We start from the raw sequence: 22,817 nt of genomic DNA on the forward strand, positions 1-22,817 counted from the left end.
ACGACGGTGACGAACGGCGAATGCTTCAGATTACCGGCGGGCGCACCCCTGGGATCAAATCGGAGGGACGTGAAGGATCTTCCCGGCATCCCTATGTGACCTTCCGGGCATCCCATCAGCCTTGTTGACAATCGTTTCCACTTTAGTTGAAAATGACTGTCATGAACGTACGCCGCCTCATACCCACCACCGCCGTCGCCGGAGCAGTCGTCCTCGGTCTGACCGCTCTCTCGGCCTGCTCCACCTCCGACGCAGCGGAAGGGGGCAACGGCGACAAGCTGAAAGTGACGGCGTCGTTCTACCCGATGCAGTTCCTGGCCGAGCGGATCGGCGGCGAGCACGTCGCGGTCACCAGCCTCACCAAGCCGGGCGTCGAGCCGCACGACCTGGAGCTCTCCCCCCGCCAGATCGGTTCCATCAGCGAGTCCGACTACGTGCTGTACCTCAAGGGCATCCAGCCCGCCGTGGACGACGCGATAAAGCAGTCCGGTGTGAAGAACACCGTCGACGTCACGACCCTCACCACGCTGGAGAACCACGGCTCCGAGGTCAGCGGCCACGAGGGCGAAGAAGAGCACGCGGACGAGCACGGCGAAGAGCACGCGGACGAGCACGGCCACGAGGAAGAGTCCCACGAGGAGCATTTCGAGGGCGACGGCCACAACCACGGCGAGGAGGGCGGCGCCGACCCGCACATCTGGCTGGACCCGGTGAAGTACGCCGAGGTCGCCAAGGGCGTCGGCAAGTCCCTGGAGAAGGCCGACCCCGACCACGCCGCCGACTACAAGAAGAACACCGACGCCCTCGTCGCCGAGCTGGGCGAACTGAACACGGCGTACGAGACCGGGCTGAAGAACACCTCCACCAAGACCTTCATCACCACCCACTCCGCCTTCGGCTACCTCGCCGAGCGCTACGGGCTCACCCAGCAGGGCATCGCGGGCATCGACCCCGAGGCCGAGCCGAGCCCCGCCCGGATCCAGGAGATCCACACCATCGCGGAGAAGGAGAAGGCCACCACCGTCTTCTTCGAGACGCTCGCCAGCGACAAGACGGCGAAGACCCTCGCGAAGGACACCGGTCTGAAGACCGACGTCCTGGACCCGCTGGAGGGAATCACGAAGAAGTCCCAGGGCGCCGACTACATCGAGGTCATGGAGTCCAACCTCACCGCGCTGCAGAAGGCACTCGGCGCGAAGTGACCCGCACCGCCCTGTGGACCCGCACCACCCCCGGATCGGAGGCGCTCATGCCGGAGCGTGAGAGCACCACCCACGAGCCTGGCCCCGGGCCCGCTCACGAGGACGCCCGCGAGCCCGCCTCCGAGCCCGCCCGCAGGCCCGCTCACGAGGACTCCCACGAGCCCGTCGTCGCCCTGCGCGGCGCCACGGCCACCCTCGGCGCGCGCCCCGTGCTGCGCGGGGTGGACCTGACCGTGTACCGCGGCGAGGTCGTCGCCCTGCTCGGCGCCAACGGTTCCGGCAAGTCCACCGCCGTACGGTCCGCCATCGGGCAGGTCCCGCTGACCGGCGGCACCGTCGAGCTGTTCGGCACCGAGCTGCGCCGCTTCCGTCGGTGGGGCCGGATCGGCTACGTCCCGCAGCGCACCACGGCCGCCGGCGGCGTGCCCGCCACGATCCGCGAGGTCGTCGCCTCCGGCCGGCTGTCCCGTACCGGACTGCGGTGGCCCGGGAAGGCGGACCGGGCGGCCGTGGACCGTGCCATCGCGCTGGTGGGCCTGGCCGACCGTGCCAAGGACTCCGTGAACGCGCTGTCGGGCGGCCAGCACCAGCGGGTCCTGATAGCCCGCGCCCTGGCCGCCGAGCCGGAGCTGCTGATCATGGACGAGCCGATGGCCGGGGTGGACCTGGCCAGCCAGGAGATCCTCGCCTCGACCCTGCGCGAGCAGGTGGCGCTGGGCACCTCCGTGCTGCTCGTGCTGCACGAGCTGGGCCCGCTGGAGCCCCTGATCGACCGGGCCGTCGTCCTGCGCGACGGCTGCGTGACGCACGACGGGCCGCCGCCCGAGGCGCTCGGCCAGCACGCCCTGCCCGGCCACGACCACGTTCACCCCCACGCGGCCGCCGAGCCCGTCCGGACGGGACTGCTGACCTGATGATGCTGGAATTCCTGAACCCTCCCTTCATGCAGCGGGCGCTCATCGCGGCCGTGCTGGTCGGCATCACCGCGCCCGCCATCGGCATCTATCTGGTGCAGCGCCGTCAGGCCCTGATGGGCGACGGCATCGGGCACATCGCGATGACCGGCGTCGGTCTCGGCTTCCTGCTCTCCACCAGCCCGGTCTGGATGGCCACGGCCGTCGCGGTGGCGGGTGCGGTCGTGATGGAGCTGATCCGCTGGTACGGACACACGCGCGGCGACCTCGCCCTGGCGATGCTGTTCTACGGTGGCATGGCGGGCGGCGTCATGCTGATCAACCTGTCCGACACGGGTTCCAACGCCAACCTGACCTCGTACCTCTTCGGCTCGCTCGCCACGGTCTCCGAGTCGGACGTCATCGCGATCTGCCTGCTGGCGGCCTTCGTGGTGCTGGTCACGGTGGGGCTGCGGCGGCAGCTGTTCGCCGTCAGCCAGGACGAGGAGTTCGCCCGGGTGTCCGGGCTGCCGGTGCGGGTGCTGAACCTGCTGGTCGCGGTGACCGCCGCCGTGACCGTGACCGTCGCGATGCGGGTCGTCGGCCTGCTGCTGGTCAGCGCGCTGATGGTGGTGCCGGTGGCGGCCGCGCAGCAGATCACCAAGTCCTTCAAGGTCACCTTCGTGCTGGCCGTGGTGATCGGCACGGCCGTGACCCTCACCGGCACCGTGACCTCCTACTACCAGGACGTTCCGCCCGGCGCGACGATCGTGCTGCTGGCCATCGTGGTGTTCGTCGCGCTGACCGCGCTCGCCGCTCCGCTCGCGAGACGCCGGGCGCGGACGAGCGAGGTGAAGGTGGCCGAGTGCACCCTGGAAGTACCGGCAGCCCGCCGGGGCAGGGACGACGTACGCGTGTGACGCTGTGCGTGTGACAACGTCGCACCGTACGTGTTCGCCGGGGGCACCCGGACGGGCTGGCACAATGGCCCGACACATGTACGGGCGACACGAGGAGGCAGCTGTGGCCACGGCGCCGATCAGTGGCACGAACGCAGCGCCGGTACGCGGCCGGTCCACCCGGCAGCGGGCGGCGGTGGCGGCGGCGCTCGACGAGGTCGATGAGTTCCGCAGCGCCCAGGAGCTGCACGACGTCCTCAAGCACCGCGGCGACTCCGTGGGCCTGACCACGGTCTACCGGACCCTGCAGTCCCTCGCCGACGCGGGTGAGGTCGATGTCCTGCGCACCACCGAGGGCGAGGCCGTCTACCGGCGGTGCTCGACCGGTGATCATCACCACCATCTGGTCTGCCGGCTCTGCGGCAAGGCGGTGGAGGTGGAGGGGCCGGCCGTCGAGCAGTGGGCGGAGACGATCGCCGCCCAGCACGGCTATGTCAACGTCGCGCACACCGTCGAGGTCTTCGGCACCTGCGCGGAGTGCGCCGCGAGCAAGGCGTAGCGGACGGAACGCATGAGAGAGGCGGGCCCGGGGCGTTGTACACGCCCGGGGCCCGCCTCTTTCACGTCACTGCTTCTCGCGTCTCACTCTTCACGTCACTTCCCGGCGGACTCCGCCGCCTTCGCCGCCTTCGCGGCCTCCACAGCCTCCGCCCCGCCGAAGCGGCGGTCGCGCTGGGCGTACTCCAGGCAGGCCCGCCACAGGTCCCGACGGTCGAAATCCGGCCAGAGAACGTCCTGGAAGACCATCTCGGCGTACGCGCTCTGCCAGATCAGGTAGTTCGAGGTGCGCTGCTCGCCGCTGGGGCGCACGAAGAGGTCCACGTCCGGCATGTCCGGGTAGTAGGTGTACTTCGCGAAGGTCTTCTCGTTGACCTTGGACGGGTCGAGCTTCCCGGCCGCCACGTCCTGGGCGATGCGCTGCGCGGCGTCCGCGATCTCGGCGCGGCCGCCGTAGTTGACGCAGAAGTACAGCGTCATCGCGTCGTTGTCCTTGGTCTGCTCCTGGGCGACCTGGAGCTCCTGGACGACGGACTTCCACAGCTTGGGCATGCGGCCCACCCAGCGGATGCGGATGCCGAGCTCGTCCATCTCGTCACGGCGGCGGCGGATCACGTCGCGGTTGAAGTTCATCAGGAACTTCACCTCGTCCGGCGAGCGCTTCCAGTTCTCCGTGGAGAAGGCGTACAGCGAGAGGTTCTTCACGCCCATCTCGATACAGCCCTTGAGAACGTCCATGACGACGCCCTCACCGACCTTGTGGCCCTCGGTGCGCGGCAGACCCCGCTCCTTGGCCCAGCGGCCGTTGCCGTCCATCACGACGGCGACGTGCTCGGGCACCAGCTCGCGGGGGATCTTCGGGGGCGTCGCGCCCGAAAGGTGCGGCTCGGGGGTCTTGTACGTGCGCCGGTTACGGCCGCCGAGGATCCCGCGTACTGCCATGAGCTTCTCAGTCTCCCTGTGTCACTCGGACCCACCGGCGATTGGGGGGTGGGTCCTGTCCACGCACCGCGTCGTCTGCCCGACGCACCACGTCACTTCTCCACGTACCGCAGCGAGCGCAGTCCGCGCTCCAGATGCCAGTGCAGATAGGCGGACACCAGTCCGCTCCCCTCCCTGACATGGCGTGCCTCGCACGCGTCCGCCGTCGCCCAGTCGCCGCTGAGCAGCGCGCTCAGCAGGGCCAGGGCCTGTGCCGAGGGTACGACGCTGCCGGGGACCCGGCAGTCACCGCATATGACGCCCCCCGCCGCGACGGAGAAGAACCGGTTCGGACCGGGCATTCCGCACTTGGCGCAGTCCTCGAAGCTGGGCGCGTACCCGTTGACCGCGAGCGAGCGCAGCAGGAACGCGTCCAGGATCAGGTGGGGGGCGTGCTCGCCCCGGGCGAGGGTGCGCAGGCCGCCGACGAGCAGCAGATACTGCTGGACGGCCGGTTCGCCCTCGTGGTCGGTGAACCGCTCGGCGGTCTCCAGCATCGCGGTGCCCGCCGTGTAGCGGGCGTAGTCGGCGACGATCCCGCCGCCGTACGGGGCGATCGTCTCGCTCTGGGTGCAGAGCGGCAGCCCGCGGCCGACCAGCTCGCTGCCGCGCGCGAAGAACTGCACGTCGACATGGGAGAAGGGCTCCAGGCGGGCGCCGAACTTGGACTTGGTGCGGCGCACCCCGCGGGCGACGGCCCGCACCCGGCCGTGGCCGCGGGTCAGGATCGTGATGATCCGGTCGGCCTCGCCCAGTTTCTGCGTACGCAGCACGATGCCGTCGTCCCGGAACAAGCTCATGGCCCCATTGTCGCCCACCGGGGGCCCGCGGCGGGGGCCGTCCGCCCGGCACGGTGTTACGAGGGCGTACGGGCGGCCGCCGCCAGCAGGCGGGCGGTGTCCTCGGCGGGGAGCTGGAGGGCGCTGCCGACCGTGGTCAGCACCTGGCGCTCGGCGGCGCAGTAGGGTCCGTCGGCCAGGGCGATCCTGGCTCCCTGGAGGAGGACGGACTCGCGGCCGGCGGTGGCCAGGTGCGGGGCGAGCGGGGCCAGCACCTCGTGCAGCTCGATGGCGAGGGTCGGGCCGCAGGCCTCGGCGGCCGGGTCGGAGCCGGAGCCCCGCCCGGTGTCGGCGGCCAGCACCTCGGCCACGGTGAACAGCTGCTCCTGGGTGCAGTCGTCGAGCCCGGCGTCGCGCACGGTGGCGACGGCGGCCTCCAGGACCGTGCGGGAGGTGGTGCCCCCGGCGGCGAGGACGGCCAGGGTGACGGTGTGGACGGCCTCGCGGAGCATCGCCGAGAACCGGGTGGTGGTGGGGTGCTCCAGGGCCTCGGGGGCGTGGTGGGCGAGGCAGGCGGTGCACTCGACGACCGGCTCGGTCTCGCCCCGGCGGGCCAGGGGGACGCCGAGGACGGTGAGGCGGCGGCGGCCGGTGAGCCGGCGGTAGTTGCGGTCTCCCCCGCAGCCGGGGCAGAAGAAGGCGCCGTCGCCGACGGCGTCCCAGGTGGTGCGAACGCCGCAGAGGACCGGCCTCAGAGCGCGTTGTCCTTTGGCTGACCGCACGTCGCACACCTCCGTAACGCTCCGGCAACATTGCCGTGTGTTGGACGTGATGTTAGCCACATGCGTGATGTGACGTCAGCCTCTGGGACGTCACAACCCTCGGACATGGCCGAACCCCGACCACCCGGAGCGGGCGGTCGGGGTCCGTCAATGCTGTCGTACGAGGTCGAACCGGACGTCCGTACGGAGAGGGAACGCGACGGTCCAGGAGGCCGAGGAGGTCCCGGACGGGTCAGCGGGCCGCGCGGTTGACCGCGGAGACGACCGCCTTGAGCGAGGCGCGGGTGGTGTTGGCGTCGATGCCGATGCCCCACAGGACCTTGCCGTCGATCGCGCACTCGATGTACGAGGCGGCCTGGGCACTGGCGCCCTCGCTCATCGTGTGCTCGGTGTAGTCCAGCAGCCGGGCGTCGATGCCGATGGCCTGCAGCGCTTCGAAGAACGCGGAGATCGGGCCGTTGCCCGTGCCGCTCAGCACGGTGTCCGTGCCGTCGACGGTGGCGTCGACCGTCAGGGTGTCCTTGCCCTCGGTGTCGGTGGTGGTCCGGCCGGAGCGGATCTGTACGCGGCCCCATCGAGCCGCGGCGTCGTCCCCGTTCGGCAGGTACTCGTCCTGGAAGGTGGTCCAGATCTGGGCCGGGGTGACCTCGCCGCCCTCGGCGTCGGTCTTGGCCTGAATGATCCGGGAGAACTCGATCTGCATCCGGCGCGGCAGGTCCAGCTTGTGGTCGTTCTTCAGGACATAGGCGATGCCGCCCTTGCCGGACTGCGAGTTGACCCGGATGACGGCCTCGTAGGAGCGGCCGACGTCCTTCGGGTCGATCGGCAGGTACGGCACGGCCCACTCGATGTCGTCGACGGTCTTCCCCTGGGCGGCCGCGTCGGCCTCCATGGCGTCGAAGCCCTTCTTGATGGCGTCCTGGTGGGAGCCGGAGAAGGCGGTGTAGACCAGATCGCCCGCGTACGGGTGGCGCGGGTGGATCTCCATCTGGTTGCAGTACTCGCTGGTGCGGCGGATCTCGTCGATCTGCGAGAAGTCGATCTGCGGGTCGACGCCCTGGGAGAACAGGTTCATGCCCAGGGTGACCAGGTCGACGTTGCCGGTGCGCTCGCCCTGGCCGAACAGGCAGCCCTCGATGCGGTCGGCGCCGGCCATGATGGCCAGCTCGGCGGCGGCGACGGCGGTGCCCCGGTCGTTGTGCGGGTGGACCGACAGGCAGACGAACTCGCGGCGGGACAGGTTGCGGGACATCCACTCGAAGCGGTCCGCGTGGGTGGAGGGCGTCGAACGCTCCACGGTGGCGGGCAGGTTGAGGATGATCTCGCGCCCCTCCTCCGGCTGCCAGACGTCGCAGACGGCCTCGCAGACCTCCAGGGCGAAGTCCAGCTCGGTGTCGGTGAAGATCTCCGGGCTGTACTGGTAGCCGAAGGTCGTCTCCGGGCCCAGGATCTTCTCGGCGTACTCCATGACCAGCCGGGTGCCGTCCACCGCGATCTGCTTGACCTCGTCGCGCGAGCCGCGGAAGACGACGCGGCGGAAGGTGGGAGCGGTGGCGTTGTACAGGTGGACGGTGGCCCGGTGCGCGCCGGCCAGCGACTCCACGGTGCGCTCGATCAGCTCCTCGCGGGCCTGCGTCAGGACGGAGATCGTCACGTCCTCGGGGATCGCGCCCTCTTCGATGATGGAGCGGACGAAGTTGAAGTCGGTCTCGCCGGAGGAGGGGAAGCCGACCTCGATCTCCTTGTAGCCCATCGCGACCAGCAGGTCGAACATCTCGCGCTTGCGGGCCGGGGACATCGGGTCGATCAGGGCCTGGTTGCCGTCGCGCAGATCGGTGGACAGCCAGCGGGGCGCCACGGTGATGCGGTTGTCGGGCCAGGTGCGGTCGGCGATGTCGACGGCCTCGTAGCCGCCGTACTTGTGGACCGGCATCCCGGACGGCTTCTGCAGGTGCGTCGCATTGGTGATCGGGGTGGGACGGCCGACAGAATCACGGGCGGGATTCACGGTGTTGCCGGCAGGATTCACGGTGGTCATGGCGTAGGGCTCCTCGGTCCAGCGGGGGTCGGCCGACTGTGTCGCTGCAGCACCAGACTCCGCGGGGAGGGGGTCGGCCTACGACTACAGGCCCTCGCCGCGGCAGCTAAGGAGAAGCAGCCCGAAACGCATGATGCGGCGAGCGTAACCGAGTGTGGCCCGTGGTGTCGGTCCGTATCAGTATGCGGGACCGGGCATCGATGAGGAGTAAACGGTGACTCATCACTCCATTTCATCAATCGTCGTCGCAACCAGTGACAGAGCGGTGACGGAGTGCCACAGTCGTTTCATGCACCTTCGAACCGACGGCGAGCCCCGCCCCGTCTTCTGCACCATCGTTCCGCCCCACGTCCTCGATCACCTGTCCCGGTCGGCCGACGCCCGGCTCGCGGATCCGGCCCGCCGCACCCTGGAGGCCGACGGGCTGCGCCGCGACCGCCGTCGGCTGACGGCGCTCGCCGCCGCCCCGGCCGCGCCCGGCGTGGGAGCGGTCCCCACCAAGCCGCACCGCACCCTGTACGACTGCGAGAACCGCACCGGGCTGCCCGGCCGCCAGGTCCGCGCCGAGGGCGACAAGCCCACTTCCGACGCCAGCGTCAACCGCGCGTACGCCGGGCTCGGCGCCACCTTCGAGCTGCTGCTCTCGGCGTACGGGCGCAGCTCGATCGACGGCAAGGGCCTGCCGCTGACCGGCTCCGTGCACTACGGCGAGGAGTACAACAACGCGTTCTTCGACGGCGAGCAGATGGTCTTCGGGGACGGCGACGGCGAGATCTTCCTCGACTTCACCGTCGCGGTCGACGTGATCGCCCACGAGCTGGCCCACGGCCTGACGCAGTACACCGCCAACCTCCGCTACGAGGGTCAGTCCGGCGCGCTCAACGAGTCCGTGTCCGACGTCTTCGGCTCGCTGGTCAAGCAGTACTCACTGGGCCAGAGCGCCGAGCAGGCCGACTGGCTGATCGGGGCCGGGCTGCTGGCGCCCCGGGTCAGCGGGGACGCGCTGCGCTCGATGAAGGCCCCGGGCACGGCGTACGACGACGACGTCCTCGGCAGGGACCCACAGCCGGGCTCCATGGACGACTACATCGAGACGGACCAGGACAACGGCGGGGTCCACCTCAACTCCGGCATCCCCAACCGCGCGTTCTACCTCCTGGCCACCGCGCTGGGCGGCAACTCCTGGGAGCGGGCCGGGCAGATCTGGTTCGACGTGCTGACCGGCGGCGAGCTGACGGCGAACGCGGACTTCGCGGAGTTCGCCCGGCTGACGGTCGCGGCGGCGGGGAGCCGCTTCGGCGAGCGCGACGAGCGGGAGGCGGTTCTCAAGGCCTGGTCGGAGGTGGGCGTTCCGACCCGGACATGACCCGGCCCGCAGAGGAGGCGGGGTTGAGCGCGCGCAAGGCCCCCGATAGACAGGTCCCATGCGTATTCAGGTCAGCCGGACCGGCGGCTTCGCCGGCATCGCCCGCCGCCGTGAGATCGACACCGAGGGCCGGGCGGACGCCGCGGAGTGGCACGCGCTCGCCGAGGAGGTGCTCGGCTCCGCGCGGGACGCACCGCCGACGGGAGTGCCGGACGGCTTCCGGTACGCGATCACGGTCGGGGACCGCACCGGGTACTGCGCTGACCCCGATCTGACCGGGGCGCAGCGCACGCTGATCTCACGCGTCCTCAAGGAGGGCGCGTGAGATCGGCTCCCTTTTCCGGACGCTCCTGGGGGGTGTCTGACGATTCCCCCTAGAAGCCCAGCTTCCGCAGCTGCTTCGGGTCGCGCTGCCAGTCCTTGGCGACCTTCACATGCAGGTCCAGGAAGACCGGTGTGCCGAGCAGGGCCTCGATGTGCTTGCGGGACTTGGTGCCGACGTCCTTCAGCCGCTGGCCCTTCGGGCCGATGATGATGCCCTTCTGGCTGGGGCGCTCGATGTAGACGTTGGCGTGGATGTCCAGCAGCGGCTTGTCCGCCGGGCGGTCCGTGCGCGGCAGCATCTCCTCGACGACGACCGCGATGGAGTGCGGCAGCTCGTCGCGTACGCCCTCCAGCGCGGCCTCGCGGATCAGCTCCGCGACCATGACCATCTCCGGCTCGTCGGTGAGGTCGCCCTCCGGGTAGAGCGGCGGGCTCACGGGGAGCAGCGGGGCGATGAGGTCGGCGAGCAGGGCCACCTGGCCTGCCCCTCGCCCGTCTTCGCCCTTGCCCTTGCCCGAGGGAGTTCGTCCGGCCCCCTGCTCCTCCTTGACCGCCGAGACCGGAATGATCTCGGCCCACTCGAAGCCGAGCTCGTCGGCGAGCGCGGAGACGGCGAGGAGCTGTTCGGCCAGCGCCTTGGACTCGACCAGGTCGGTCTTGGTGATGATGGCGATCTTGGGGGTCTTCTTGATCCCCGCGAGCTCCTTGACGATGTACTTGTCGCCGGGGCCGAGCTTCTGGTCGGCGGGCAGGCAGAAGCCGATGACGTCGACCTCGGCCCAGGTCGTCCGCACGACGTCGTTGAGCCGCTCGCCCAGCAGCGTGCGCGGCTTGTGGAGGCCGGGGGTGTCGACCAGGATCAGCTGCGCGTCGTCACGGTGCACGATGCCGCGCACCGTGTGCCGGGTGGTCTGGGGGCGGTTGGAGGTGATCGCCACCTTCTGACCGACGAGAGCGTTCGTGAGGGTGGACTTGCCTGCGTTGGGGCGGCCCACGAAGCAGGCGAAGCCGGCCCGGTGGGGGGAGGTGGTCTCCGCTTGCGGGGCAGCGGATTCTTGGTTCGGTCGAGCGCTCATGGCGACCATTCTCCCCGATCGCGGCGGCGCCGCCGCACAGTGGTCCGGAGGGACCGGCTCCGGGGCCCGCCACGGACGCCTCAGTCCGTACGCGTACGGCGTCGGCGGGCCCGTGTCCACAGGGCCCCTCCGGCGGCGGCGAGCACGGCGAGCAGCCCGGCCATGAGCCACGGCACGGCCAGGAACGTCACGGCCGCCGACTCCCGGGTGCCCTTCGCGGTGGCGGTGAGTTCGACCTCGGCCCGGTCCAGCTGCGGCGCGCCGTCCCAGGTCTCGGTCAGCCGGACCTGCTGGCGGGGCAGCAGCTCGGCGGGGAGCTTCGTCAGGCCGCGCTCCAGCAGGGTCCGGCCGAAGAGGCCCTCGGCGCGCAGGGCGACGTCGGGGGTGAGGGTGACGTTGCCCCGGTTGTGCAGGGTGTACGAGATGACGGCGCGGCTCCGCCCGGCGCCCGGGACCAGCGGGCGGTCCTGCTCGATCCGGATGTCCTCGACGGAGAGCGCGGGCACGGTGGGCCCGTTCACCCGCAGGTGGATCCGGGCCCCGACGGCCCGGCGGACCCCGACGGCCAGGGCGCCGCGGCGGGCGGTCTCGACGCGTTCGTCCAGGGCGATCAGGGCGCCGGGGTGGTCGCCCGGCTCGGCGTTCTCCGGGACGGTGACGGTCAGGGGCACGGTGACCGAGGCCTTGGGTCCCACGGTGACGGTGTCCCGGTCGGTGCGGGCCCAGGCGCCGATGGAGCGCTGCTTCTCGTTCCGGTCGCGGACCGCGAAGCCGCCGTCGCGCGGGGTGTTGTAGGCGTCGGCCGCGTACAGCCGCAGGGTCAGCGGTTCGGCGGTCTTGTTGGTGACGGTGATCCGGTCGGTGAGCGTGGTGCCGGGGGCGGCGGAGAGGTAGAGGGAGGGGCGCTCGCCGGACGGGCCGGAGGCGGGCCGGACGGACCAGCTGCCGTTGTCGGCCGGGTGGGCGGCGGGCGCGCCGGGGAACAGCAGGAGGGCCCCCGTCAGGAGGAGTGCGGAGAGCTTGCGCATGATGCGGGACCCCCAGGACGTGTCCGGGTGGAGTGGGCCGGCCGGGTGCGCGCCCGGCCCACGGTGGATCAGGAGCGGGACCTCACGACAGGGTGGGGAACCGTGCTCCCGGCAAGGGGAGCGGGACCTCACGGGAGGTGCGGGCCTGTGCTCCCGGACAGCGGAGCGGGACCTCGCCCCGGAGCGAGTACCGGTGCTCCCGGGCAGGCACGGAACCTCACGCGAGGGTGCGGGCCTGCGCTCCCGGGCAGGAGCGGCCAGGAGCGGCGGAACCTCACGTGAGGGTGAGGGTCAGCACTCCCGCGTAGGAACCGGCCCCGGTGAAGGCCGGCACGTCCAGGGAGAGCCCCGCGTCCACGGTGAACTCCCCTCCGGTCGCGGTCCCGTCGGGCGTGGACGCCAGGGTGGCCCCGGTGCTGCCGACCGTTCCGGCGCTGCCCGCCGCGCAGGTGCTCGGGCTGCCGGGTTTCGTGGTGCAGGCCGGGGTCCAGCCGAGGGCGTCGGCGCTGATCCGCGCCCCGCCCGGACCCGTGAAGTCGGTGATCTTGCCGGTCAGGGACCAGCCCGCGGGGCCGCCGCGGAAGTCCTCGACGGTCACCGTGCGCAGATCACCGGTGGAGGCCCCGCCCCGGCCGAAGTCGACCCCCGACAGCTGGACGCTGTCGCCGGCCTGGGTCATGGACAGGGTGCCCGCCCGGACGGTCGTGGTGAGCTGCTGGCCGCCGTCGGGGATCTCACCGCCTCCGGTGACGGTGTACGCCTGGGGGCCCGCGCCCTTCTCGGCGTCCCAGGCCCCGCCCTCGTAGGCGACGATGCCGGTGGTGTCCGGGTCGCTGACGGTGAGCCGGGCGGTGAACGCCCCGGATCCGTCGGCGGTGGTCGAGGCGGTGTCGCCGGTCTGCGCGTCGCCGTCGCGGCCCGCCACGGTGATGCCCGCGCCCGGGGCGAACTCCGTGCCGGTGACGGTGACCTCGTCGCCCTGTTGCCCGGAGGCCGCGGAGAGCTGGATGGCGCGCTCGTTGACCTGGCCGGCGCCGTCGGTGGCGACGACGGTCTCGGACACGGGGGCGGGCGGGTCCGTCACCGTGCAGGGAGTGTCCAGCTCCATGATGTAGCTGGTGTGGATGTTGTAGTCGCCGGGCGACAGGGTGATCTCACCGGGCGCGGTGACGGTGAACGTGCCCGTCATGGAGAACGACGGGAAGGTGCCCTTGCCGGGGACCGGGTCGTTCTCCTTCGGCCCGGCGACGGTGATGTCGCCGCTCTGCGCGCCGCCCAGGGTGACCTTCCCGGTCGGCGTCATGATGTCGGCGGGCAGGTCGAGGTCGACGGGGTTGCTGGCGGCGGGCTCGACCACGGTGTAGGTCACGGCGACGGTGTCGCCGACCTGCGGGGCCGCGTTGTCGACGGTGATCTGTGCGGTCGTGGTGCCGTCGATGGGCGGGATGCCCGCGATGGGCGGCGGGACGCAGTGGGTGGGGAAGTCCACCGCGACGGAGTCCGTCGCGGCGGCCTGCGCCGGACTGCCCAGCAGCCCTCCCCCGGTGACGACGAGTGCGGTGACGGCCAGGGCGGCGGCCAGGCGGCGCCGCGGTTCGGTGGATCTTCGTATGGTCGGTCGCATGAATTCGGTGCCCTCCTGCGGAAAGCGGCACGGCGGCTCTTCCGTACCGGCAGGGGGCCATTGATGACCCGGGCGAAAAAGAAGTCAATGCAGACGAAACGCAATGACTGATGGGCCATCAGATGGTGTCAAGATCGGCGCTTGCCGGACAGCGCGACGCCCCGCACCGGGCGGGGTGGATTCTCGGGGTGCGGGGCATCGCTCCGGGCCCTGGCTCCGACGGCCGGACGTACCGGGAGGGGTTTCCTTTCAGCCGGCCGCCACGCGGAACCGCGCAGCCCGGCCGTGACGCGGACGCGGACGCGCTCAGCCCGCCGTCACGCGGACGCGCAGCGTGCCGTCCGGGCCTGCGAGCAGCACCGGGGTGTCCGGTCCGCCCAGGTCGCGCACCGCGGCCCGGTCGTCGTCGGAGGGCGTCCCGGCGGCGGAGACGACCGCCGCCGCCTCCAGCGAGGTGGCGCCGCTGGCCACCGCCATGGCGACGGCGGTCTGCAGGGCGCTGAGCTTCAGCGACTCCAGCGCCACCGTGCCCGCGACATACGTACGTCCCGTCTCGTCGCGTACGGCCGCGCCCTCGGGCACCCCGTTGCGGGCACGGGCGCTGCGCGCCAGGGTGACGATCTTGCGGTCCTCGGCGTCGAGCTCCGTGGTGTCGGTCATGACACGAGCATACGAAGCGGGCGGCGGCCCGCGCAGGTCACCCCGGCGCCGGGGGCGTCCGGCCGTCCCGGACCGTCATCCCGGCACCGGGTACATCGAGCCGCGCCGCCCCTCGGGCGAGGCGAGCCACTGGAGTCTGGCCTCGCAGCCGGTGCCGGGCAGCGGGGTGTGCAGCACGATCGCCAGGTCCGGCCGGGCGGGCACCCGCAGCTGGGTGGCCTCCAGGAGGAGGCGGCCGACCAGGGGGTGCTCCACCTCCTTGCGGTTCTGGCCCGCCGGCGCGATGTCGCGCCGTTCCCACAGCTCGCGGAACACGGAGCTGGCCGCTTTCGTCTCCTCGACCACGGCCCGGAACCCGTCGTCCCCCGGGCAGTCCGAGCAGGCCGCCCGGAACTGTGCCACCACCTGCGGGGCGAGCGCCGCCCAGCTCTTCCCCGTCCGCGCCCGGTAGACCGGGTCGGTGAAGAAGGCGACCAGGCAGTTCTGCCGGATGTCCGGGCGCATGCCGAGCACCGCGGCGGCCGCGTCGTTGTACAGGACGGTGTTCCAGTAGCGGTCCATGATGTGGGCCGGGTAGGGCATCCAGGCGTCGATGAGCCGGGTCAGCCCCTCGCACATGTCGGCGTCGGCCGGATCGACCTCGGCCGGTGGCGGGTTCAGCCCGGCCAGCACGTACAGATGGCGGCGCTCGGCGCTCCGGAGCCGCAGCACCCGGGCGACGGAGTCCAGCACCTGCGGCGAGACGGTGATGTCGCGGCCCTGCTCCAGCCACTGGTACCAGGAGACGCCCACCCCGGCGAGGACGGCGACCTCCTCGCGGCGCAGGCCCGGCGTGCGGCGGCGGGCTCCCCCCGGCAGGCCCGCCTCGTCCGGGGTGACGCGAGCCCGGCGGCTTCTCAGGAACTCGCGCAGTTCGGCGAGGCGGTGGGCCTTCGTGCCGTCCGTCGCCTGCCGGGCCGGTGTGGCCACGTACTCCCCCTGGTGTCCGTGCGTACGCCTGCCTGGTGGTGCGGGCAACAGGATAAGTTCCCGCTCCCCACGGATATTCCGGCCGCCGCAGGGTGGGACCCATGGCGATCGAAACCCCTTCCACCTCTGCTTCCCCCGCTTCCCCTCCAGCCCCCGCGCTCCCCACGACCACTCCGCCCAGGCTCTCGGGCCGGGCCCGGCTGGTCCTCTTCGTGCTGTGCGCCGCCCAGTTCATGGTGGCCCTGGACTTCTCCGTGCTGAACGTGGCGCTGCCGGTCCTCGGCCGGGACCTGGGGCTGAGCACCACGGGCCTCCAGTGGGCGATCACCGCGTTCGCACTGCCGTCGGGGGGCTTCCTGCTGCTCTTCGGGAGGATCGCCGATCTGTACGGGCGGCGCAGGCTGTTCCTCATCGGGCTCACCGTCTTCGGCGCCTCGTCCCTGCTGGCGACGCTGGCCTGGGACCCGGCCTCCTTCCTGGCCGGGCGGGCGCTCCAGGGGCTGGGCGCGGCGGTCATCGTGCCGACCGGGATGTCCCTGCTGACGACCACGTTCCCGGAAGGTCCGCTGCGCGACCGGGCGCTCGGGATCAGCGGGACCCTGCTGTCGCTCGGCTTCACGGTGGGCATGGTCGCGGGCGGGGTGCTGACCGAGACGCTGGGCTGGCGCTCCACGATGGGCCTGCTGGCGTTGGCATCGGTCGTGGTGCTGGTGCCGGCCCCGAAGGTCCTGGAGGAGTCGCGTACGAAGGACCGGCCCCGGCTGGACGTACCGGGCGCGGTGAGCGTCACCGGCGGTCTGCTGGCGCTGATCTACTCGCTGTCGACGGCGGCGGAGCGCGGCTTCGGCGGCGCGGACGTCCTGCTCACGCTGGTCCTCGGCGTCGTTCTGCTGTCGGCTTTCGTCGTGGTGGAGTCCCGCTCGGCGGCCCCGCTGGTGTCGCTGCCGATGCTGCGGCGGCGGACGGTGGCCTTCGGCAACCTCGGCGGTCTGATGACCTTCTCGATGATGAGCACGGTCGTCTTCGTCCTGACGCTGTACCTCCAGGAGGTCCTGGACCTCTCGCCGTTCTCCACCGGGCTGGTCTTCGGGGTGCAGGGCGTGCTGTCGGTGGTGGCCGGGATGTACGCGCCGAAGCTGATCGGCCGGATCGGCGCCCGCCGGACCCTGGCGCTGTCGCTGCTGGGCCAGGGCCTGTTCATCGGCGCGCTGCTGGGTCTGGGCACGGAGTCGGGCGTGTGGCTGGCCACGGCGGCGGTGTCGCTGGCGAGCATGTGCCATCTGGGCGCGATCATCGCGTACGGGCTGACCGTGACGTCCGGCATCCCGAACGAGCAGCAGGGCCTGGCGACCGGTCTGGTCACCACGACCCAGCAGGTGGGCCTCACGGTCGGCATCCCGCTGCTGGGGGTGCTGGCCACGACGCAGGACACCCTGTTCACCGGCGTACGGACGGTGGTGGCGGTCGCCGCGGCGATCCTGCTGGCGGCGGGCGCGGCGGTGGCGGCCGGTCTGCGGCGGAGCTGAGCGCCCGGACGGTACACGGCCGGGCCCGCTCCCCACGGGGGAGGAGCGGGCCCGGTCTCGTACGCGTACGTCCTACGGGCGGTCCAGGCGCAGCCGCTCCGCCTTCGGGAGTCCGGCGACCACCAGGTCGTAGGAGTCCTCGACCAGCTCGCGCAGCAGCCGGTCCGGGACGCCGGAGACGGTCACCGTGTTCCAGTGGCGCTTGTTCATGTGCCAGCCGGGCACGATCGCGGGGTGCGTCCCGCGCAGCCGGATCGCCTCGTCGGGATCGCACTTGAGGTTGACCGTGAGCGGCCGCCCGTCCAACGTGGTGAGCGCGAACATCTTGCCGAGCACCTTGAAGACGGAGATCTCCGGGCCGAACGGGAACTCCTCCACGCTCGCGTTGAACTCCAGGCAGAAGGCCCGCAGCCGCTCCGGCGTCATACCGCTTCCTTCTCCTCGGTCTCCTTGTGCTCGGGCTCCACCAGCACCGTGACGATCTTGTTCCGGCGGCCGGCCGGGGACTCCGCGGTGAGCCGGAGTCTGCGGCGGTCCGGCAGTTCGACGATCGCCGACGCGCCGGCGATCGGGACCCGGCCGAGCGCCTTGGCGAGCAGGCCGCCGACGGTCTCCACGTCCTCGTCGTCGTACGCGTCGAAGCCGAAGAGGTCGCCGAGGTCCCCGATGTCGAGCCGGGCGGTGACCCGGTAGCAGCCGTTGTCCAGCTCCTGGACGGGCGGCAGCTCCCGGTCGTACTCGTCGGTGATCTCGCCGACGATCTCCTCCAGGATGTCCTCGATGGTGACGATGCCCGCGGTGCCGCCGTACTCGTCGATGACGACCGCGACGTGGCTGCGGTCCTGCTGCATCTCGCGCAGCAGGTCCCCGGCGTTCTTGGTGTCGGGGACGAAGGCGGCGGGGCGCATCGCGGTGGAGACGGGGTCGGCCTCGGACTCGCGGTTGATGTGCGTCTTGCGGACCAGGTCCTTGAGGTAGACGATCCCGACGACGTCGTCCTCGTTCTCGCCGGTGACCGGGATCCGGGAGAAGCCGGAGCGCAGGGCGAGGGTGAGGGCCTGGCGGATCGTCTTGTAGCGCTCGATGGAGACGAGGTCGGTTCGCGGCACCATGACCTCGCGGACCAGGGTGTCGCCCAGCTCGAAGACGGAGTGCACCATGCGGCGCTCGTCGTCCTCGATGAGCGACTCCGCCTCGGCGAGGTCGACCATGGCGCGCAGCTCCGCCTCACTGGCGAACGGTCCCTTGCGGAACCCCTTGCCCGGGGTCAGCGCGTTGCCGACGAGGATCAGCAGCTGCGGGATCGGCCCCATGATCCTGGCCAGCGGCAGCAGGACGTACGCCGAGGCCGTGGCCGTGTTCAGCGGGTGCTGGCGGCCGATGGTGCGCGGGGAGACGCCGATGGCCACGTAGGACACGAGGACCATCACCGCCATCGCGACCCCCAGCGCCTCCCAGGTCTCGGGAAGCTCCTGGAGGCAGACATAGGTGACGAGGACCCCGGCCGACATCTCGCAGGCGACCCGCACCAGCAGGGCGACGTTGAGATAGCGGGTCGGGTCGGCCGCGATCTGCGCCAGCTTCGCGCTGCCGCGCCGCCCGGAGCGGACGGCTTCGTCCGCCCGGAAGCTGGAGGTGCGGGCGATGCCGGCCTCCGCGCAGGCGGCCAGCCAGCCGCCGGCGACCAGCAGGACGGCGCCGACGATCAGGGGCGCGCTCACGAGACGGTGGGGGCGGGGGACGCGCCGGTGAGCCCGTGCTCCCCGCGCCAGCCGTCCACGATGGCGGCCTGAAGACCGAACATCTCGGCCTTCTCGTCCGGCTCCTCGTGGTCGTACCCCAGCAGGTGCAGCACTCCGTGGACCGTCAGGAGCTGGAGCTCCTCGTCCATGGAGTGCTGCGTCGGGGCCTCTTCGCCCTGCTTCTTCGCGACCTCCGGGCAGAGCACGATGTCACCGAGGAGCCCCTGCGGGGGCTCCTCGTCGTCCTTGGCCGGCGGACGCAGCTCGTCCATCGGGAAGGACATGACATCGGTCGGACCGGGAAGGTCCATCCACTGGATGTGCAGCTGCTCCATGGCGTCGGTGTCCACCACGATCACCGAGAGCTCGGACAGCGGGTGGATCCGCATCCGGGCCAGTGCGTAGCGGGCGATGTCGAGGATCGCCTGCTCGTCGACCTCGGTTCCGGACTCGTTGTTGACATCGATCGACATGGTGCGCTGCGACTACTTCCCTTTACGGCGGTCGCGTCGGCCGTCTGCGCGGCCTTCCGCCTGACCGTCCTGCTGACCGTTTCGGCTGTCGTACTTCTCGTACGCGTCGACGATACGGCCGACGAGCTTGTGCCGGACGACATCCTGGGAGGTGAGACGCGAGAAGTGCACGTCGTCCAGGCCCTCCAGGATGTCCTGGACCTGCCGCAGCCCGCTCCTGGTGCCGCTCGGCAGGTCGACCTGGGTGACGTCACCGGTGATGACGATCTTGGAGTCGAAGCCGAGGCGGGTCAGGAACATCTTCATCTGCTCGGCGCTGGTGTTCTGCGCCTCGTCGAGGATGATGAACGCGTCATTAAGAGTTCTCCCCCTCATATAGGCCAGCGGCGCCACCTCGATCGTGCCCGCCGCCATCAGCCGCGGGATCGAGTCGGGGTCGAGCATGTCGTGCAGGGCGTCGTAGAGCGGGCGCAGATACGGGTCGATCTTGTCGAACAGGGTGCCCGGCAGGAAGCCGAGCCGCTCCCCCGCCTCGACCGCTGGCCGGGTCAGGATGATCCGGCTGACCTGCTTGGACTGCAGGGCCTGGACGGCCTTGGCCATGGCGAGGTAGGTCTTGCCGGTGCCCGCCGGGCCGATCCCGAAGACGATCGTGTGCTGGTCTATCGCGTCGACGTACCGCTTCTGGTTGAGCGTCTTGGGGCGGATGGTACGGCCGCGGTTGGAAAGGATGTTCTGTGTGAGCACCTCGGCGGGCGTCTCGCCCCCGGGCTCTCCCCCGCCGCTGCCGGCCGCCCTGAGCATGGCGATCGACCGTTCCACTGCGTCCTCCGTCATCGGCGCTCCGGTGCGGAGCACGAGCATCATCTCGTCGAACAGGCGTTGGATGAGAGCGACGTCGGCGGCCTCGCCCGTGGCACTGATCTCGTTGCCCCGGACATGGATGTCGGCCGCCGGGAAAGCCTCTTCGATCACGCGCAACAGCGAGTCACCCGATCCGAGGAGCATCACCATGGGGTGTGCGGCCGGGATCCTGATCTGGGCACGCGCCTGCGGCTGTGTGGGTGTCTGAGTCATGGGCCGGCCCTCGGGCCTGCGCATACCTCCCGTTGCAGGGTTCTCGCTGCTCGACAACCTCTGGATTACCAAGCCTACGACCTGGCGGTGACAACGCAGAGTGCTTTTACCGACCGTGTGTACGACCCGGACGCCGACCGTGCGTACGACCCGGACGGGCGTCCGGTCACTGGCGGAAGCCGATCGTGGGCACCGCGCGCCGCAGCGGCCAGGCGCGGGCCGTGGTGGGCAGGAGGTCGTCCAGGAAGGCGTAGCGCTCCAGGGCGGCGGGCTCCTGGTCCGCGCAGGTGCGGATCAGCTGCCACCAGGCGGCGACCTCGGCCCAGCCGGGGGCGGAGAGCGAGCCGCCGAACTCCTGGACCGAGAGGGCGGCGGTGAGCCCGGCGAAGGCGAGCCGGTCGGCGAGCGGCCAGTCGGCGAGGGTGCCGGTCACGAAGCCGGCGACGAACACGTCCCCGGCACCGGTGGGGTCGAGGGCCTCCACCTCGATGGCGGGCACCGCCGCGGCGGCGCCGGTACGGCCGTCGACGGCGTACGCGCCCTCCGCGCCCAGGGTGACCACGGCGAGCGGGACGCGTTCGGCGAGCACGTGGGCGGCGGCGCGCGGGCAGTCGGTGCGGGTGTAGCGCATCGCCTCCTCGGCGTTGGGCAGGAACGCCTCGCAGTGCGCCAGGTCGGGCAGGGCGTCCAGGTCCCAGCGGCCGGTCTCGTCCCAGCCGACGTCGGCGAAGATCAGCGCGCCGTTCCGGGCGGCGGCGGCCACCCAGGGCTCGCCCCGGCCCGGGGTGAGCGAGGCGATGGCGGCGCGGGCCCTCGGCGGGCAGTGCGGAAAGGCCGGACCGGGGGCGGGGGATCCGGCGGGGGCGGGGGAACCGGTGGCGGCGGGGGTTTCGGCGGGCCCAGAAGACCCGCCGGTTCCGGCAGTTCCGGCAGGCCCAGCGGTTCCGGTGAAGGCGGCAGGCGCGGCGGGTCCGGCAGGCGCGGCAGTTCCGCCGGGCACGGGCGCCTCGTGGCCGTGGGAGACCATCGTGCGCTCGCCCTCGTACGCCATGGAGACGGTGACCGGGGAGTGCCAGCCGGGGACGGTGTGCGACATCGACAGATCGATACCCTCGCCCTGTTCGAGGGCGTCCCAGCAGTACTCCCCGTAGTGGTCGTCGCCGAAGGCGGCGGCGAGGGAGGTGCGCAGGCCGAGGCGGGCGAGGGCGGTGGCCATGTTGGCGACGCCGCCGGGGCTGGAACCCATCCCCCGGGCCCAGGACTCGGTGCCGCGCACGGGGGCGCTGTCCAGGCCGGTGAAGATGATGTCGAGGAAGACCGGGCCGGTCAGGAAGACGTCACAGGCGGGGTCCTGCGGGGCACGCAGCCCGTCCAGCGGGTCGATGTCCGGCATGTCAGCGCTCACCTTGCACTCCCCGGTCGTGGCGGTTGCGGCCAGTGTGCCCGATTCCCGCCCTTGGATGCGGGGCCGGCGCCGAGGCTGTGTGCACAGATCCACGGCGCCGAAGAATCTCGTCGACCGACGGCCTGGGCCGGCGCCACGGGATCGACCACATCGGGGTGAAGGGCGCGCACAGCCGCACGGCACGTATAATTGTTCGATTCCGTTTCCCCTTGCGGTGTCCTAGGTCAACCGGATTAGCGTGACGGTGTGAAGATCGTCGTGCAGGTCAAACTGATGCCGGACGCCGCACAGGCACCGGCCATCGGCGCGACCCTGCGCATGGCCAACGAGCGGGCGAACTGGGTGTCCGGTGTGGCATTCGAGCAGGGTGCGCCGCGTGCGTACGAACTGCGCAAGCACACCTACGCCGACCTGAAGTCGGCCGGTCTCGGGGCGCAGGCGGCTCAGCACACGATCAAGAAGGTCAGCGACGCCTACACGACTCTGCGGGCCAACATCCGGGCAGGGAACCTGGGCAGACCTGGATCGAGACGCCGTGCCAAGGCGGAGTCCAAGCCGATCGCCTTCCGTCCCGAGGCCGCGCACCCGTTTGACGACCGGTGTCTGTCCTGGCAGTACGACGCACAGACCGTGAGCATCTGGACCACGGCGGGGCGACTGAAGAACGTGCGCTTCGCCTGCTCCGCCGGTGCGCTCAAAACGCTCCGCGAATACCGAAGGGGCGAGTCGGACCTGATCGAGCGCGACGGCGTGTTCTACCTGATCGCGGTGTGCGAAGTCCCCGAGGCCCCTCTCAACGAGGACCCGTCCGGGTTCATCGGCGTGGACCTCGGCATCGTCAACATCGCCACCACCTCCACCGGCTACCGGGCCGCCGGGCGCGGCCTGAACCGGCACCGCAAGCGACAGGCCGAGCTGCGCCGCAAGCTCCAGGCCAAGGGCACCAAATCCGCCAAGCGCCGATTGAAGCAACGTGCCCGCAAGGAAGCGCGGCACGCGGCGAACATCAACCACATCATCTCGAAAAAGATCGTCACGACCGCTGAACGCACCGGCCGCGGTATCGCCCTGGAAGACCTCACGGGCATCCGCGAACGGGTACGGCTCCGCAAGGACCAGCGGACACCACTGCACACCTGGGGCTTCCACCAGCTCGGCACCTTCATCGAGTACAAGGCACACCGGGCCGGGGTGCCGGTGGTGTACGTCGACCCGGCGTACACCAGCCGGCAATGCTCCCGGTGCGGCTACACCGACCGTAAGAACCGCGTCGGCCAAGCAACGTTCGCGTGCCGCGCCTGCGGCGTCACCCTGCACGCGGACGACAACGCGTCCCACAACATCGACCGCAAGGGCGAAGCCGTGTGGACAGCGGGGCGTGAGTCACGCGCCCCAGCCACCCCCTAGGTGGCAGG

General features: G+C 71.2%; 22 protein-coding genes. 8 read left to right on the forward strand and 14 right to left on the reverse strand.

All coding sequences use genetic code 11. The annotated features are described in order from the left end of the window. Positions 1–161 precede the first annotated feature (161 nt). The 4 genes from ACGF2Y_RS06650 (at position 162) to ACGF2Y_RS06665 (ending at position 3,553) form a co-directional block, all read left to right on the forward strand. Positions 162–1,202 (forward strand): metal ABC transporter substrate-binding protein, encoded by a 1,041-nt coding sequence (locus tag ACGF2Y_RS06650; protein WP_392943591.1) that lies wholly within the window; start codon positions 162–164, stop codon positions 1,200–1,202. Next, positions 1,199–2,116: a metal ABC transporter ATP-binding protein gene (locus ACGF2Y_RS06655; RefSeq protein WP_392943592.1), complete on the forward strand. Its 918-nt coding sequence runs from the start codon at positions 1,199–1,201 to the stop codon at positions 2,114–2,116. The genes ACGF2Y_RS06650 and ACGF2Y_RS06655 overlap by 4 nt, the downstream gene beginning before the upstream one ends. Further along, the gene (locus tag ACGF2Y_RS06660) at positions 2,116–3,015 is read left to right on the forward strand and encodes a metal ABC transporter permease (protein WP_392943593.1); all 900 of its coding nucleotides are present in this window, start codon (positions 2,116–2,118) and stop codon (positions 3,013–3,015) included. Before ACGF2Y_RS06655 ends, ACGF2Y_RS06660 begins: the two co-directional genes overlap by 1 nt. 103 nt (positions 3,016–3,118) lie before the next feature. Continuing rightward, entirely contained in the window at positions 3,119–3,553 is a 435-nt protein-coding gene (locus tag ACGF2Y_RS06665) for a Fur family transcriptional regulator (RefSeq protein ID WP_371623345.1), read from the forward strand. A gap of 95 nt (positions 3,554–3,648) precedes the next feature. Here ACGF2Y_RS06665 and ACGF2Y_RS06670 read toward each other — a convergent pair whose 3' ends face one another. From ACGF2Y_RS06670 to leuA, 4 genes are all read right to left on the reverse strand, one after another. After that, positions 3,649–4,494: an isoprenyl transferase gene (locus ACGF2Y_RS06670; RefSeq protein WP_392943594.1), complete on the reverse strand. Its 846-nt coding sequence runs from the start codon at positions 4,492–4,494 to the stop codon at positions 3,649–3,651. 92 nt (positions 4,495–4,586) lie between these two features. Beyond that, a complete protein-coding gene (recO, locus tag ACGF2Y_RS06675) occupies positions 4,587–5,333 on the reverse strand; it encodes a DNA repair protein RecO (RefSeq protein WP_026237355.1) in 747 nt (248 codons plus the stop codon). A 56-nt stretch (positions 5,334–5,389) separates the two neighbouring features. Next, the gene (locus ACGF2Y_RS06680; protein ID WP_392943595.1) at positions 5,390–6,094 is read right to left on the reverse strand and encodes a TerB family tellurite resistance protein; all 705 of its coding nucleotides are present in this window, start codon (positions 6,092–6,094) and stop codon (positions 5,390–5,392) included. Positions 6,095–6,326: 232 nt separating this feature from the next. Next, complete coding sequence (gene leuA, locus ACGF2Y_RS06685; RefSeq protein WP_392943596.1) at positions 6,327–8,132, reverse strand: 2-isopropylmalate synthase; 1,806 nt, start codon at positions 8,130–8,132, stop codon at positions 6,327–6,329. 289 nt (positions 8,133–8,421) lie between these two features. Here leuA and ACGF2Y_RS06690 point away from each other — a divergent pair, with 289 nt between their 5' ends. Both ACGF2Y_RS06690 and ACGF2Y_RS06695 read left to right on the forward strand, forming a co-directional pair. Next, complete coding sequence (locus ACGF2Y_RS06690) at positions 8,422–9,498, forward strand: M4 family metallopeptidase (protein ID WP_392943597.1); 1,077 nt, start codon at positions 8,422–8,424, stop codon at positions 9,496–9,498. Positions 9,499–9,556: 58 nt separating this feature from the next. After that, a complete protein-coding gene (locus tag ACGF2Y_RS06695; RefSeq protein ID WP_392943598.1) occupies positions 9,557–9,823 on the forward strand; it encodes a protealysin inhibitor emfourin in 267 nt (88 codons plus the stop codon). Positions 9,824–9,872: 49 nt separating this feature from the next. Here ACGF2Y_RS06695 and ACGF2Y_RS06700 read toward each other — a convergent pair whose 3' ends face one another. The 5 genes from ACGF2Y_RS06700 to ACGF2Y_RS06720 form a co-directional block, all read right to left on the reverse strand. Then, on the reverse strand, positions 9,873–10,907 hold the full coding sequence (locus ACGF2Y_RS06700) for a GTPase Era (RefSeq protein ID WP_392943599.1): 1,035 nt from the start codon (positions 10,905–10,907) through the stop codon (positions 9,873–9,875). A 71-nt stretch (positions 10,908–10,978) separates the two neighbouring features. Further along, entirely contained in the window at positions 10,979–11,926 is a 948-nt protein-coding gene (locus ACGF2Y_RS06705; RefSeq protein WP_392943600.1) for a WxL protein peptidoglycan domain-containing protein, read from the reverse strand. A gap of 274 nt (positions 11,927–12,200) precedes the next feature. After that, positions 12,201–13,550 (reverse strand): beta-xylosidase, encoded by a 1,350-nt coding sequence (locus ACGF2Y_RS06710; protein ID WP_392943601.1) that lies wholly within the window; start codon positions 13,548–13,550, stop codon positions 12,201–12,203. 306 nt (positions 13,551–13,856) lie between these two features. After that, positions 13,857–14,210, reverse strand: a complete 354-nt coding sequence (locus ACGF2Y_RS06715; protein ID WP_073867906.1) for a cytidine deaminase — start codon at positions 14,208–14,210, stop codon at positions 13,857–13,859. A gap of 75 nt (positions 14,211–14,285) precedes the next feature. Next, on the reverse strand, positions 14,286–15,179 hold the full coding sequence (locus ACGF2Y_RS06720; protein WP_392943602.1) for a helix-turn-helix transcriptional regulator: 894 nt from the start codon (positions 15,177–15,179) through the stop codon (positions 14,286–14,288). A 101-nt stretch (positions 15,180–15,280) separates the two neighbouring features. Between ACGF2Y_RS06720 and ACGF2Y_RS06725 the strand changes: the two genes are divergently transcribed. Further along, entirely contained in the window at positions 15,281–16,705 is a 1,425-nt protein-coding gene (locus ACGF2Y_RS06725) for an MFS transporter (protein WP_392943603.1), read from the forward strand. Between the two features lie 72 nt (positions 16,706–16,777). Here ACGF2Y_RS06725 and ACGF2Y_RS06730 read toward each other — a convergent pair whose 3' ends face one another. The 5 genes from ACGF2Y_RS06730 to ACGF2Y_RS06750 all read right to left on the reverse strand — a co-directional run bounded on the left by ACGF2Y_RS06730 (position 16,778) and on the right by ACGF2Y_RS06750 (position 21,402). Beyond that, on the reverse strand, positions 16,778–17,131 hold the full coding sequence (locus tag ACGF2Y_RS06730) for an MmcQ/YjbR family DNA-binding protein (RefSeq protein WP_392943604.1): 354 nt from the start codon (positions 17,129–17,131) through the stop codon (positions 16,778–16,780). Beyond that, on the reverse strand, positions 17,128–18,426 hold the full coding sequence (locus tag ACGF2Y_RS06735; protein ID WP_392943605.1) for a hemolysin family protein: 1,299 nt from the start codon (positions 18,424–18,426) through the stop codon (positions 17,128–17,130). The genes ACGF2Y_RS06730 and ACGF2Y_RS06735 overlap by 4 nt, the downstream gene beginning before the upstream one ends. Then, complete coding sequence (gene ybeY, locus ACGF2Y_RS06740; protein WP_003969265.1) at positions 18,423–18,920, reverse strand: rRNA maturation RNase YbeY; 498 nt, start codon at positions 18,918–18,920, stop codon at positions 18,423–18,425. Before ybeY ends, ACGF2Y_RS06735 begins: the two co-directional genes overlap by 4 nt. 12 nt (positions 18,921–18,932) lie before the next feature. Continuing rightward, complete coding sequence (locus ACGF2Y_RS06745) at positions 18,933–19,997, reverse strand: PhoH family protein (protein ID WP_392943606.1); 1,065 nt, start codon at positions 19,995–19,997, stop codon at positions 18,933–18,935. Between the two features lie 166 nt (positions 19,998–20,163). Then, positions 20,164–21,402 carry a carbohydrate kinase family protein gene (locus ACGF2Y_RS06750; RefSeq protein WP_392943607.1) on the reverse strand — a complete coding sequence of 413 codons (1,239 nt, stop codon included), beginning with the start codon at positions 21,400–21,402 and terminating at the stop codon, positions 20,164–20,166. Positions 21,403–21,648: 246 nt separating this feature from the next. Here ACGF2Y_RS06750 and ACGF2Y_RS06755 point away from each other — a divergent pair, with 246 nt between their 5' ends. Beyond that, positions 21,649–22,809 carry an RNA-guided endonuclease InsQ/TnpB family protein gene (locus ACGF2Y_RS06755; protein WP_392943608.1) on the forward strand — a complete coding sequence of 387 codons (1,161 nt, stop codon included), beginning with the start codon at positions 21,649–21,651 and terminating at the stop codon, positions 22,807–22,809. Positions 22,810–22,817 lie beyond the last annotated feature (8 nt).

Origin of the sequence: Streptomyces sp. NPDC048142 (assembly GCF_043202835.1) — a bacterium.
GTDB lineage: Bacteria > Actinomycetota > Actinomycetes > Streptomycetales > Streptomycetaceae > Streptomyces.